Source organism: Aeromicrobium sp. CF4.19 (genome assembly GCF_051262555.1).
In the GTDB taxonomy this organism is placed as follows: domain Bacteria; phylum Actinomycetota; class Actinomycetes; order Propionibacteriales; family Nocardioidaceae; genus Aeromicrobium.
In genome coordinates this window covers 448,812-462,275 of record NZ_JBIMEU010000002.1, presented here as the reverse complement: position 1 = coordinate 462,275, position 13,464 = coordinate 448,812, and the positions used below count along the sequence as shown (strand labels likewise).

Below are 13,464 nucleotides of genomic sequence, written 5' to 3'. Positions count from 1 at the left end.
GGCCGACCACCAGCCGGTGATGCGGTTGGCGGATCGAGACCCTGGAACCGTGATCGATCGGAGAGCATCACGCTTGGATCGCAGAGGCCCCGGGAACTCATACTTCCCGGGGCCTCGGCCATTCTACGACGTCTTCGCCCGCTGGCTCTCGCGGCGATCAGCACGCCCGGAGGTGGCCGGCCCCATGAGGGCTCGGCGGCGGACGGTTTGCTAGTGTTGGCGATCGCGCGCCGATGGTGCGCACCACTTGAGTCCGGGTGGCGGAATAGGTAGACGCGCTAGCTTGAGGTGCTAGTGGCCCGATAGGGCTGTGGGGGTTCAAGTCCCCCCTCGGACACTGCAAGGCCCTCGTACTCTCGCCGGTACGGGGGCCTTGTGCTGTCAGGTGCTGCCACTGCTCACAGGCCGGGTCAGACCCGGGGGCGATACCGGCGGTAGCTGTAGACCATGAGGCCGAGCGCCACGAGTCCGGAGAAGATCAACGTCCCGCCGGTGCCCCAGCCGCCGAGCAACCACCAGGTGTCGCGCAGAGGCCACCAGGACGGAGCCGGTGGGCGCAGGCCCCAGTAGATGCCGAGTCCGACGAGGGTGAGTGCGGCCAGGACGGAGCCAGCGATGCGCCACCAGGACTGCACACCGGTCTCGGCAGCCTCGAGCGCCTTCCTCTTGACCGGCTCGACACGTCGTTCGGCCCAGGTGTACCGCTGGGACAACAGCGTGAGTCCGGCGAACAGCGCCAACAGGCCGGGGCCGGGCAGGAACAGCGCGGCGGTGCCGAGGACCACGAGGATCCAGCCCAGCACTTCCAGGACGAGGTGCTGTGCCTTCCGGCCGAGGGGAAGTCTCATGATCCACCGTCCTGCCTACGGCGAAGGCCGCCATGATCCGGTCGGCGACCCCGGAAGGTGGCGACGTCGACCGGAGCGTCAGTAGTCGCGACGGCGGCCGGAGCTGGCCTGGGCGGACTGCACGAGCGTCAGGACGACGCCGAGCGCACCCACCGCCATGAGGATGTAGCCGACGACGACGAGGTCGATCCACGAGACGGTGTCGTTCTCGATCGCGAACGACATGACCGCGCCAGCGGCGAGCAGGAACAGCGACACTCCCAAGGACATGGGATGACCTCCACTTTCGGTGACTCGTCGGACGTCAACCTACCGTGACACGGCTGGCTGCGCCCTGCAGATGGCGGGCGCGGCGCCGAGAGTCGGCCCTGCGCCCGCCATCGGCTGGATCAGGACGTGCTCAGCGCGGCGGGGGCTGCTGGGCCGGCGGCGGCTGCTGCGGTGGGGGAGCATCGCGACGACGCGAGGCGAACACGAGCGACAGCACCAGGCCCAGGGCACCGACGGCCATGAGGATGTAGCCGACCATCGTGAGGTCGACGCCGTTGATGGCGTCGGCGACGGCAAAGGAGAGGATCGCGCCGAGCGCGATCATGAACAGGGATCCACCGATCTGCATGGTGACTCCTCCGGTTGGGGGTGGGACGCACCCAGCGTGGCGTTCTTGGCGGCTCGGCGCACCCTGAACGGCGTTCAGACGGGCAGGAGTCTGGAGACGAAGCGGGAGAGCTGGTCCACGGTGGCGCACTCGTGCATCTCCACGACCTCGGCGTACAGAGGGGCGATGGAGTCGCCCAGGCCCCAACGGCTCTCGTGCTCGGGATTGAGCCAGAAGACCCGCTTGGCCCGCTCGCCGATGCGGTGCAGGGCGTCGAGGTTGGCCGGCTGGTTGTTGTTGCGAGCGTCGCCCAGGATCAGCACGCTGGTGCGCGGCCCGATGGCGTCGAGGTGGTCCTCGGCGAAGTCCGCGAGCGCCTCGCCGTAGTCGCTGCTGGTGTGCCACTTGGTGATGCGCGCCTGCTCGGTGATGGCGCGGGAGGGGTCGTCGGCCTCCTTGACGATGTCGGTGACCTCGGCCATCGCGTTGACGAAGGCGAACACCCGCACCCGGGTGAACTGGTCGCTGAGGGCCCGCACGAGCAGCATCGTGAAGCTGGAGAAGCCGGAGACCGAGCCGGACACGTCGCACAGCAGCACCAGCTCGGGCTTGGACTGGCGCGGGCGCTCGAAGACCGGCTCGAGCGGCACGCCGCCGGTGCCCATGGCCCGGCGCATCGTGCGACGGACGTCGATGCGACCGCGTCTGGCCCGACGCCGCCGGGCGGCGAGCCGGGTGGCGAGGCGGCGGGCGAGCGGGCGCACGCTGGCGCGCAGCTCCTCCAGCTGCTGCCGGTTGGCGCTGAGGAAGTCGACGTGGTCGGTGGAGGGCCGGACGGCGTGACGCGTGACGACGTCGCGTCCGCGCACCTCGGCTGTACGGCGGCGGGCCTCCGCCGCCACCATCTGTCGGAAGGCCTCCACGAGGCGACGGACCTCGTCGCGCTCGATCCGCTGCGTCACGTCACCCGGCGCCGGTGCGCCGCTGCCGCCACCCCGGGCCGCCATCGCGGCCACGAGCGTGGTCTGCGGCTGGAGCCGGTCCAAGGTCTGGAAGGCGGACCAGCCGCCGGTCTGGGTACCGGGGGCGCCGACCTCGCCGAGGGCGTCGACGGCGATCTCGGCCACCTGCTCGAGGGTGCGCAGGTCACCGTCGGCGAGGCTCATGGTGAGCAGGTCGCGCAGGTCCTGGATGGAGACGGCCTCGTCGAGCTCCTGCACGGCCTCCGGGGTGCCGACACCGGCGGGGAAGTAGAGGTCGAAGGTCATGTCGAAGACGTCGCGCTGGCCGCCACGTCGCACGAGGGCGGAGGCAAGGCCCTCGCGCAGCAGGGTGCGGTCGTCGAAGCCGAGGACGGAGGCGACGCGTGCGGCGTCGACCGTCTCGCTGGTTCCGGCGGGCACACCCTTGGAGCGCAGCGCGCCGACGAACTCGACGAGCCGCTGTGGGAGGCCCTCGGTCTCGTTCACAGAGCTCATCACTGGCGTGAGAGCACCGCGTCCAGGTCGAGCGACGCGCGGGCCTTCGCGGCGTCGTCGGCGTGCTTGAGGATGACACCGAGGCTGTCCCTGACGACGTCGTCGTCGAGGACGTCGGCGCCCAGGGCGAGCAGGGTGCGCGCCCAGTCGATGGTCTCCGAGATCGACGGCGCCTTGCGCAGCGGCAGGGCGCGCAGCGCGTTGATGACGCGGACCACGGACTCGGCCAGGCTGGCGTCCAGCTCGGGCACCTTGAGCTCGATGATGCGTCGCTCCAGCTCCGCGTCCGGGAAGTCGACGTGCAGAAACAGGCACCGACGACGCAACGCCTCGGACAGCTCGCGCGTGGCGTTGGACGTCAGCACGACGAACGGGCGAGTCGTGGCGGTGATGGTGCCGAGCTCGGGGACGGTGATCTGGAAGTCACCGAGCACCTCCAGCAGCAGGCCCTCGATCTCGACGTCGGCCTTGTCCGTCTCGTCCACGAGCAGCACCGTGGGCTCGTCGCGCCGGATGGCGGTGAGCAGCGGGCGGGGGAGCAGGAACTCCTCGCTGAAGATGTCGTCACGCGCCTGGTCCCACGTCTCGTCACGGCCTGCGGTGATGCGCAGCAGCTGCTTGGCGTGGTTCCACTCGTACAACGCGCGGGCCTCGTCGACGCCCTCGTAGCACTGCAGGCGGACGAGCCCGGCGCCTCCGGCCTCCGCGACGGCACGGGCGAGGTCGGTCTTGCCGACGCCCGCCGGGCCCTCGACGAGCAGCGGCTTGCCGAGCTCGCTGGCGAGGTAGACCGTCGTCGCGACGGCGTCGGATGCGAGGTACCCGACCTCGGCGAGCCTGGTCTTGACGTCGTCGACCGACGTGAACGGCGTGGTGGCCATCGTGCCCCTTTCGGCGCTGGTGCCTACCATCGTGCCGTGAGCGAGTTCAGCGTGGTGCGCGAGGTGCCGATGCCGGCCGAGGAGGCCTGGGCCCGGCTGACCGACTGGCCGCGCCACGGTGAGCACGTGCCGCTCACCACCATCACCCGAACCGAGCGCGGGTTCGTCGCGCGGACGGGTTCCGGTCGGCTCGCGTTCGACGACGAGATGGAGGTCGTCACGTGGGACCCGCCACGGCACTGCCGGCTGGAGAAGCGCGGCCGCGTCGTGACCGGGTGGGCCGAGATCGACGTGACGCCACTGGACCTGGGCTGCCGCGTGGAGTGGCGCGAGGTGGCGCACTGGATCGGCGTACCGGGAGCCCTCGGGGGCGTGGAGGCCGCCGCAGGTCGCCGACTGTTCGGCCGGGTCATCGACGGCGTGCTCCGGACGTAGGGTGACGACATGACGTACCTCCCTGACGCCGAGGCGCTCGAGATCTGCCGCGACCTGATTCGCATCGACACCTCCAACTACGGCGACGGAACGGGCCCGGGGGAGCGGAAGGCGGCCGAGTACGTCGCTGCTTCGCTGGCCGAGGTGGGCATCGAGTCCGAGGTCTTCGACGCTGCTCCGGGTCGCACCAACGTCGTCGCACGCTGGGGCGACCAGACCTCCTCGCGCGACGGCCTGCTCATCCACGGCCATCTCGACGTCGTCCCGGCCCAGGCCGACGACTGGCAGGTCGACCCGTTCGCCGGTGAGATCCTCGACGGGTACCTGTGGGGTCGCGGCGCCGTCGACATGAAGGACTTCGACGCGATGCTGCTGTCGGTGGTGCGGGCGCGTCAGCGCGCCGGCGCCATCCCCAAGCGCCCCATCACCCTGGTCTTCACCGCCGACGAGGAGGCGGGCAGCCGCCAGGGTGCGCACTGGATCGTCGACCACAAGCCCGAGCTGCTCGAGGGGTGCACCGAGGCGATCGGCGAGGTGGGCGGATTCTCCGTGGAGGTCGGTGGCCAGCGGCTCTACCTCATCGAGTCCGGCGAGAAGGGCATCAGCTGGATGCGGCTGAAGGCCCGCGGCACGGCCGGGCACGGCTCGATGGCCCAGCCGGACAACGCCGTCACCCACCTGGCCAAGGCGCTCGTGGCGCTGGGGGAGCACGAGTGGCCGCAGAGCCCCGGCCCGTCGATGCAGCAGCTCATCGCCAAGGTGCGCGAGCTGACCGGGGAGCCGTCCACCGACCCGCAGATGGTGCTGGAGCACGTCGGACCGGCCATTCGGATGATCGGCTCGGGCCTGCGCAACACCACCAACGCGACGATGTTGGAGGCCGGGTACAAGCACAACGTCGTGCCGGGCGAGGCCGTCGCCTTCGTCGACGGCCGCTACCTGCCCGGCCACGCCGACTCCTTCCTGCCCGCGGTGCAGGACGTCGTGGGCGACCGGGTGCTCGTCGAGCCGCACATCACCGACATCGCCCTGGAGTACCCCTTCGAGGGCGACCTCGTGGATGCGATGACGGTGGCGCTGCACAGCCAGGACCCGGAGGCGCACATCGCCCCGTACCTGATGTCCGGCGGTACCGACGCCAAGGCCTGGAGCCGGCTGGGGATCACGTCCTACGGCTTCACCCCGCTTCGCCTGCCCGGCGACCTGGACTTCACCGCCCTGTTCCACGGCGTCGACGAGCGCGTGCCGGTGGACTCCCTGGCGTTCGGTGCCCGCGTCTTCGACGAGCTGCTGAACATCGTCTGATGACTCTGTGATCGATGAGGGGGAGCAGCCGCTGCTCGTCCTGGCCGGCAGCCCGTTGCTCGGCCCCCTGGTGTGGGAACCGGCGGCAAGCGTCCTGCGCGCGCGGGGGCACGACGTCCGGGTGGCGTCGACGCGGGGGCGCGACGTCCTGACGTCCCCGGACGATGCGCTGGAGGACCTGCTCGTCGACGTGCCGAAGGATCGGGACGTCACGCTCGTCGCGCACTCCAACGCGGGCCTGCTCGCGCCGCTCGTCGCGGAGCGTCGGCGGGTGACCGGTCTCGTCCTCGTGGACGCCGGCCTGCCCGAGGGTGGTCGGTGCCCGATGGCGCCGGCCGCGTTGCTGGAGACGGTGGCCCCACTCGCCGACGAGGCGGGCATGCTGCCCGGCTGGACCCAGTGGTGGCCCGACGACGACGTGGCGCCGCTCTTCCCACCCGGCCCGATCCGTTGGGAGGTCGAGGCAGTCCAGCCCCGCGTCACGCTCGGCTACCTGCGGTCGACCATCGACGTCCCGCTCGACTGGACCGACACGCTCCCCGGCGCCTACCTCGCCTTCGGTGACACCTACGCCGCCGAGCTCGAACGCGCCGAAGCGCTGGGCTGGCCGACCACCCGTCTCGACGGAGGCCACCTGCACCAGCTGATCGAGCCTGACACCGTGGCATCGCAGATCAGCACACTGGCCAGAGCCGTCGCCGCGGATCAGTAGCACCTGGCGAAGGCAGCCCCGGCCCTTTTCGCCCACATAGACGCAAGTCGAAGCGCCTAACTCGACGCTCGCCTCGGCGCATCATTCAGCGTGACCCGACGTCAAGGCTGTGACGCTCAGCCTGCTTCTTTCACCTGCCCGGCCTGACCAACCCATTGGCCGGCGAGATCTGGTTGGCTCAGGAAGGCGTAGTCCCCGGAACCGTCCAGTTCCTACTCGCAGCCAGGTCCCCCATGCTCGGCAGCTTGGCGGCGATGCGTGCTTCCGCGTTCTCGGCTGCTGCCCTGACGAGGTCCGCCGGCCAGTGGGCGGGTTGTTCAAGGACTCGCTCAGAAGCCGCCACGGTGAGATTTTGCATGGGAGGCAAGTTGAAGAAGCGGTCCGCCGGCAGGGAGCCACGCGATCCGCGGAGCTGATCAAGGTCGACCTTGCGGGGCGCGGAAGCAACAAGCCGTCGTACCAGACTGTCGACAGCAGGCGAAGCTTGCCAGAGCGTATTGAGGTCGGGAAAGACGAAACGGATCGACTCCGACGCGGTGGCGTCGTCTGCTCGGGTAAGCAGCAGAACGGCGAGACGCGACGAAGGCTTGAACGTCGTGCGAAGTTGCTGGCCCAGTCGCAAAGGACGGGAGTATTCTGCCGCGGCTCGAGCGCAGCTCGCTGCAACCCGCCCCCACTGCTTGTGCGTCAAACGGGAACACAGTGAGTTCAACTCGGGCGCGAGCTGCGACATGGGCAAGCCGTTGAGCAGTGCGACAGCTGCAGCCAAAACGAACATGCTTTGCGCCCCGTGCCCGGCGTCCTCGTCTGCGGCGGCGGTGAGGGCTGATCGCCACCAATCAGCGTCGTTGCGGTTCCGCTTGGCGCTTGCAGCCCATGTGACAAGGTCAGGCCACGCGTGTATCGGTGCGTTCGCATCGTTGCGCGTGACGCGGGCAGCTGCGGCCTGGGTTGAGGCAGTGAGGGTGAGCAGAATGATCTGTCGAAGAAGCCAGGAGTCACCCCACTCCTCTTCGAGGACGTCGAGAAGCGTTGCCCATCCAGACGCATCTGGTTGCGTCAGAAGAGCGTCGAACGCGTCGTCGAGTGCGGCGACCTTGATACGGATGTCCCTATCGTGTCCGCGGATACGTCGTCGGCTAGACGCCCGTTTCGGTAGCTCAGTCCCGGCGATCTCTCCAAGCTTCTTGGAGGCCACAAGACACCGGTCGACCTGCGATGCGCGGATGAGCTGGCCAAGCTGCCCACTGATGAGAAGGCGTCCGTGGTCGTCGGTCTCGTCCTCGGGGTCTTCACCTTCGAGATCGTCGCCCTTGTCCAGTTGCTCCCTTGAGCGGTCGTCGTCGTTTGCTACTCGCGGGTCGGCAATAGTCGGCGCCGGAGGTAGGTAGCCGTCAGCGGCGCCGGCGGCGAGATCTGTGACGCAGAGTTCGTGGAGGCGGGAGCCTGGGGACCACCGGCCCCCGCGGGCGAGAAGCTCCAGGACGTCAATCGGGGCTCCGGGGCGGGCTCGGTCAATGACGCTGCATAGCAGTTCTTCCTCGTCCCGCCGGAGATCACTGAGAAGTCGAAGCGTGCTCGCGACCTCGAGCCAGTCTGAAGGTGCCGTGTTCCGGACAACTTCAGGAGCGTCGCCGTCCCCCCACCACCACTGCCAGATCTCGCTCCGCATTACGCCGTCTGCATCGGCAAGGTCGAGCTGACGGCAGAGCAGAGTCGAGGCCGCCAGACACTCGTCGCGAGGCCCTGCCAGGATCCTCTCCTTCAGCACTGTGGCCAGCGCCCAGGCTGTCGCGCCTGGGGGAAACGTGAACGGTGCAGATCCTGGCTGGAGCATCCCATCGACCGCGAGAAAGATGCCGGTACCGGAGAGAACGTCACGGATAAGGTCTTCAGCCACGGTCAAGTTGACAGTGCGGAAAATGTGATCGTCGAGGAGTTGCTTGGCTGCCTGACGCGGAAGAGGGAGTCGGTTGAACTCCGCGCGCTGCAGTTCTCGACAGACGTACACGATGTCGGGCAACTCTCCATCGTCGAACATGCCGGCGGCGAACCGCATAGTGTTCCACCAGTACGGTCGGCGTATCGCCTCGCCAAGGCGCTTGCCCTTAGTTCCGCTCGACGAGGCCGAAAGTTCCTTAACGAGGTACTGCGCGGCGAAATACTCGCGGATCCCTTGAACCTCGAATTCGAAGACTCCGCTGCCCTGCCTCCGCTGCACCAGGCAGATGACGCGCGCCTGCATCTCGTTGTACAGCTCGTCGACCATGTCGGTCGGCTGCCCGATACCTCCCAGAAACTCGTGGAGAAGTTCCCTGAGCGTCGCGAGATCGATCGTTCCGTTGGAGTTTCCGCCCTCAGCTTTCGTGTGCATCCACCAGCCCAGGTACGCGTGGATTTTGGCGAGGGTCGGGCGGTACTGGCCAATGATGTCGCTTTTCTCAAACTCTCGGTCGAAAAAAACCCCAATGTACTCGTCGTACAGCGCTGTGCGCTGGTCAGGGATGACCGTGCGACGTTCGAGGAGGCGGCACAGAATCGCCAACTGCATTGGGTTCGAGGAGACCTCGCGAACGTGGGGCTTGTAGTGCTCAGCTTCGAACGTGGTCACGAGCTGTTCTCGCCGCGCTGAGGGCAGGTCTACGCTCCGCGCCCACTTCTCGACGTAGCGCATCTTGAGCGCAGGTACGAGATCACCGAGTTGGAGCGTCGCGAAGTTTGGGTCATTCCAAATAGGTCGTTCGACGACACCAGGGCGGGTGGTTACGACAACGAGGGCGTCCAAGCCGTCAGAGCTGTATCGGTTCCGGAAGTCGCGGATGACGTCTGACACTGCCGCACGGTCGGTAAGAGGCGCGACCTCGTCGAGGCCGTCGAAAGCGAATAAAACGGGCCAACGACTAACGACGTTGATCAGATGATCGACGGTGAACTCTGTGCCAGCAGCGGCGATGGACACCTGCTCGCTAATGTAGTTCTCTAGCAAGATTTTCAGTCGGGTTTCGGCGGGGAGACCTTTGAGCCAGGCGGGGTCGTTAATGTCCTGGCCCAGCTTCTTCTTCTTTGGACGCCGCCCCTTCCTGGCCTGCGGGTCGTGGCCGGCGGCTTTCAGAAGGGCCTCGCGGCGCATTTTGGCGTACAGCCTCAGGTCGATCCGAAACGGGATGCGGGGCATGGCTGCCGTGGCCTGGATCTGGTGGTCCTCGTGCTCGTACTCGTGCATGCCCAGGTGCCGCGCGCGCTGTGTTTGGCAGATGTACTGCAGCAGGGTCGACTTGCCTTGCCCGGGACCGCCAACAATGACGGTGGATTCCAGCCACCGGGGATGCAGGAGGGCCTGGGCTCCACCCGCAGATTCCATGGGTTCGTAACCGGCCTGCCCAGCCTTCATGCTGATGGGGCCGATCATCCCTGAGGTGCCGGTGCCGGTGCCGGTGGCGTGCTGTGATGGCGCGTGCGAAGGTGCCAATGAGGCTGCGAACTCTTGCCTGCTATTCCAATCGAGCTGTACGCCTTCCAGGGCAAGGCCTTTCAGGAGCTGGCCCGCTCGGGTGCGCGCGTGTGCCACGACGGGTACATCGACGAACATCGCATCGACGCTCGGCCCGACGAGGTCAGCCTCGTTGAAACGGACCGCGTTGTCCTCGTGGAAGTCCTGTTCCATCGCCATCTTCAAAGTGCGGATATGCGGCTCCGGCGACGAGATGTCGCGAACTAGCGCGGGCGGTGCTTCGCCCGGGTCGCCGCACAGGGCCTCGGCCATCGCCTTACCGAAGACGGCACGAACAGTCGTCGCATGGTTCCTCAGACGGTTCTGCATGTGGGCCGGCCCTTCGAGCTGAACCTCGAACTGGCCCTTGAACTGCTCTCGCAACTCCGCGAGTTCGTCTATCAAGCGTTTGTCATCAGTCGGAGCGGACGTCATGACAGTGAACTTTTCCGCCTTGAATCGATGCGACGCGGCATATAGCTCGACAGCATTCCGGAGCTCGGCTGGGGTAATGACCTGAAACCGTTTCACCTGGTAGACGTGCGCAGGGGCTGGACTTTCCCCTTGCGGTTCCTTGGCGAACTCGACGATGTCGATGCCGTACTGCTTCTGGCCGCGGCGTCCGTAGACGTGGACCCCGCCCTGCTTCGACTCCCTGTCAACCAGCTCTGCGCACAGCCGCTCGAACGCTTCGGGAGGCATCTCCGCGAGCGGAAGCTTGGGGTCCTGCGCAGGAACTATTTCTTGAACCGGGTGGTTGCGAATCTCGTCCCATGAACGACGCACTAGGTCGTCGGGCGGAGCGCCACCTTCCACGTCTACAGCGAAAGTGCTTCCGTTGGCCACGACAGAGATCATGCCGTAAACCGATGCAGTGCAGCCGACGCAATGCGGACTCTGATGGTGATTCTCAGCTCGAATGGCGATGGCAATGCATACCAGGCGAAGCGGTCGTCTCCGCGCGTCCCTGGTGACCTAACCCCGCGGGGAGGACGCGGAGAATCCCTGCGCCGAGAGGCCCGCAGCGCGTCAAACCGCTGCGAGCTGGCCATGCCCGGTGTCCGTAAACCCACGCGGACGCCTTGGAGAGTCGGCCTATGCAGGGTCGTCTCCTGGGACAGACGCGTCATCTCCGCGGCGCATGGGAACGACGGACTCAAGCCACTGCATCGCGTCCTGATGTGCGGCCGCGAAATCTGCTCCTGACTGTTGTAGGAATCGCGACACGCCATATGTCAGCAGCGCGTCGGCTACGTCCAGCGCGCGTGTCATAGCTGTGGGGTCCGGCATGAGCAGGGCACGGAACTGCCCAGGCTCGTACTCCTCTCCTGGAGTGACCCGTTGCAGCGCATGTGCCGCCCATCGCTTTCCATGCGCTGACCCGCTTGAGGCGCGCCAGACCGCCTCGACCTCGTCAGGATCCCGTCGGACCACGCTTGCCGTCTCACGGAGGACCGACAAATAGCTCGGCGGACGGAGCTGGTCCTCCGTGAAGTGCGCGCTGACGCTCTCGAGCAGGCGCTGGTCCTGCTCGCGCGCAATGGCCTTGCGGTCTGCCGGAAGGCTCTTGCGGTATTCGGAGTAGTCCCACCGGATCAAGCAAAGGTGCCGTCGGATGCACTCGTTCGGGTCATCGGGGGCCATGATCCACACCGCCTGGGCCGCTGACTCCATAGCCGCACGCGCCAGCGTCTGCGTCGGCCTGAACGTGTGGGTCACGACATGGTCGGGGTGCCACTTCAGGGGCGCGGCAAAGTCAGCCCAGTGGCGCATGTGTTCCGCCGACGCGTCCAGAAAGCCTCGACACCAATCTGACGCCTTCTCGGTGTGGACCATGTTCACCTGTGCAAATGGCGAGCCGTCGGCTGGGTCGCCCACCTGGGACAGGACTCTCAAGGACCATCGCGAACTAGTAGCAATCTCTTTCCACCTAGCAACGTTCGCCTCATCCACTACCTCAGGCATGTAGCGAGGGTAACTTCCTTCCGGACCAACACCTCGTTACCCAGCGGCTTCGTTCGGGGCGCCGCCGTTGCGTGGGGGGTCTCCGAGCGCGTGCGGGGTTTGAGTCATTCCGCCGCCTTTGGGCCTCGCGAGCCGCGGCTGTGCCAGTTGCCAGGGGGGGAGGCGGGGTCGGCACGACCGGCCGATGTCGGTCTCCGACGGGGAAGCTCTCAGGTGCCGCAGTAGGTGGTGTAGCGCCCGAAGTCCTGCGGGGCCGGTGCGGCGTAACGCTCCAGACCGGGACGCGCCTCGAAGGGGTGTTGAACGACCTCCAGGAGCCGCTGGACTGCGCCGAGGTCACCGGCGGTCGCAGCATCGAGCGCCTCCTCCACCAGATGGTTGCGCGGTATGTAGGCGGGGTTCGTGCGGTCCATCAGGTCCGGGTCGGGGTCGAGCGCCTGCCAGCGGGCGAGCCAATCGTCGATCGTGGCAAGCTCGAGAAACTGTCCGCGGACCGGCTGCACGTCGCCGCGGGCCGCTGCCCCCAGGGCGCGGAAGCAGCTGGTCCAATCGACCTGGCTGCTGCGAAGTAGCTCCAGCAGCTCCTCGCCGAGCTCCGCCGTGACTGTGTTGGCCACCTCCGCGGGGAACCCGAGCTTTGCGCGAAGGCCTGCCGAGTAGGTGGTCGAGTAGCTCGTGTGGAACACGCTGAGCGACTCCTCCGCGAGCGTCACCGCGCGATCCTGGTCCTCGGCGAACAGCGGGAGAAGCGTCTCGGCGAACCGCGCAAGGTTCCACTGCGCGGCCGCCGGCTGGCTGCCGTAGGCGTAGCGGCCGGCGACGTCGATCGAGCTGTAGACCGCAGCGGGGTCGAACGCCTCCATGAACGCGCACGGTCCGTAGTCGATGGTCTCGCCGGAGATCGTCATGTTGTCGGTGTTCATCACTCCGTGCACGAAGCCGACGAGCATCCACCGCGCCACGAGGTCGGCCTGTGCCGCGACCACGGCCTCGAACAGCGCGCGGTACGGGTGCTCCGCGGAGGCCACGGCCGGATGGTGACGCTCGATCGCATGGTCGGCCAGACGTCGCAACAGCTCGACGTCACCGGTCGAGGCGGCGAGCTGAAACGTGCCCACCCGAAGATGGCTGCTCGCCACCCGGGCCAGCACGGCACCGGGCAGGATGGTCTCGCGACGCACCTGCCGGCCGGTCGCGACCACCCCCAACGCGCGGGTCGTCGGCACGCCCAGAGCGTGCATCGCCTCGCTGATCACGTACTCGCGCAGCATCGGACCAACCGCGGCACGACCGTCGCCGCCTCGCGCGAACGGCGTGCGCCCCGACCCCTTCAGGTGAAGGTCACGGAGCCGTCCATCGCGGTCGGTCAGCTCGCCGATCAAGAGAGCCCGACCATCACCGAGCCGCGGCGCGTAGCCGCCGAACTGGTGGCCGGCGTAGGCCTGGGCGATCGGAGTGGCACCAGGCGGCACCAGCGTGCCGGTGAGCAGACCAAGGCCGTCCGTGCCGCGAAGCGCGTCTGGGTCGATCCCGAGCTCGCAGGCCAACGGATCGTTGAGCACCAGCAACCGTGGGTTCGGCACCTCTTCGGCCTGCCACACCCGCGCCAGCTCTGGGAGCTCCACAGCGAACCTGTTGGCGAACGGACGTGCCACGGAAGTCGTCGTCACCCCGTCCAGCGTACCGGCCGGACCTCGCGAGTCGATTGCCTCAGAGCGATCTAACGCCGTCGTTGCGCGACACCTGGCGTGG

The 13,464-nt window shown here is 67.5% G+C and carries 11 protein-coding genes and 1 tRNA gene; 4 read left to right on the top strand and 8 right to left on the bottom strand.

Annotation, left to right across the window (positions count from 1 at the left end; translation table 11 throughout):
• Positions 1-251 precede the first annotated feature (251 nt).
• A tRNA-Leu gene (locus ACHAAC_RS06855) sits at positions 252-337 on the top strand.
• Between the two features lie 73 nt (positions 338-410).
• On the opposite strand, the gene ACHAAC_RS06850 is transcribed toward ACHAAC_RS06855, so the two are convergent.
• The 5 genes from ACHAAC_RS06850 to ACHAAC_RS06830 all read right to left on the bottom strand — a co-directional run bounded on the left by ACHAAC_RS06850 (position 411) and on the right by ACHAAC_RS06830 (position 3,805).
• A complete protein-coding gene (locus ACHAAC_RS06850; protein ID WP_435715311.1) occupies positions 411-848 on the bottom strand; it encodes a PGPGW domain-containing protein in 438 nt (145 codons plus the stop codon).
• A 78-nt stretch (positions 849-926) separates the two neighbouring features.
• Complete coding sequence (locus tag ACHAAC_RS06845; protein WP_435715310.1) at positions 927-1,118, bottom strand: DUF6458 family protein; 192 nt, start codon at positions 1,116-1,118, stop codon at positions 927-929.
• A gap of 130 nt (positions 1,119-1,248) precedes the next feature.
• A complete protein-coding gene (locus ACHAAC_RS06840) occupies positions 1,249-1,467 on the bottom strand; it encodes a DUF6458 family protein (protein ID WP_435715309.1) in 219 nt (72 codons plus the stop codon).
• Between the two features lie 74 nt (positions 1,468-1,541).
• Positions 1,542-2,915, bottom strand: a complete 1,374-nt coding sequence (locus tag ACHAAC_RS06835; RefSeq protein ID WP_435715308.1) for a VWA domain-containing protein — start codon at positions 2,913-2,915, stop codon at positions 1,542-1,544.
• Positions 2,916-2,923: 8 nt separating this feature from the next.
• Positions 2,924-3,805: an AAA family ATPase gene (locus ACHAAC_RS06830; protein ID WP_435715307.1), complete on the bottom strand. Its 882-nt coding sequence runs from the start codon at positions 3,803-3,805 to the stop codon at positions 2,924-2,926.
• A gap of 36 nt (positions 3,806-3,841) precedes the next feature.
• Between ACHAAC_RS06830 and ACHAAC_RS06825 the strand changes: the two genes are divergently transcribed.
• The 3 genes from ACHAAC_RS06825 to ACHAAC_RS06815 are packed head-to-tail and all read left to right on the top strand — an operon-like array spanning position 3,842 to position 6,257.
• Positions 3,842-4,240, top strand: a complete 399-nt coding sequence (locus ACHAAC_RS06825) for an SRPBCC family protein (protein WP_435715306.1) — start codon at positions 3,842-3,844, stop codon at positions 4,238-4,240.
• Between the two features lie 9 nt (positions 4,241-4,249).
• Positions 4,250-5,545 (top strand): M20/M25/M40 family metallo-hydrolase, encoded by a 1,296-nt coding sequence (locus ACHAAC_RS06820; protein WP_435715305.1) that lies wholly within the window; start codon positions 4,250-4,252, stop codon positions 5,543-5,545.
• A 7-nt stretch (positions 5,546-5,552) separates the two neighbouring features.
• Entirely contained in the window at positions 5,553-6,257 is a 705-nt protein-coding gene (locus ACHAAC_RS06815; protein ID WP_435715304.1) for a hypothetical protein, read from the top strand.
• Positions 6,258-6,435: 178 nt separating this feature from the next.
• On the opposite strand, the gene ACHAAC_RS06810 is transcribed toward ACHAAC_RS06815, so the two are convergent.
• The 3 genes from ACHAAC_RS06810 to ACHAAC_RS06800 form a co-directional block, all read right to left on the bottom strand.
• On the bottom strand, positions 6,436-10,605 hold the full coding sequence (locus ACHAAC_RS06810) for a hypothetical protein (protein WP_435715303.1): 4,170 nt from the start codon (positions 10,603-10,605) through the stop codon (positions 6,436-6,438).
• Between the two features lie 237 nt (positions 10,606-10,842).
• Positions 10,843-11,712: a hypothetical protein gene (locus ACHAAC_RS06805; RefSeq protein ID WP_435715302.1), complete on the bottom strand. Its 870-nt coding sequence runs from the start codon at positions 11,710-11,712 to the stop codon at positions 10,843-10,845.
• Positions 11,713-11,921: 209 nt separating this feature from the next.
• A complete protein-coding gene (locus ACHAAC_RS06800; protein WP_435715301.1) occupies positions 11,922-13,382 on the bottom strand; it encodes a protein adenylyltransferase SelO in 1,461 nt (486 codons plus the stop codon).
• Between the last annotated feature and the right edge of the window lie 82 nt (positions 13,383-13,464).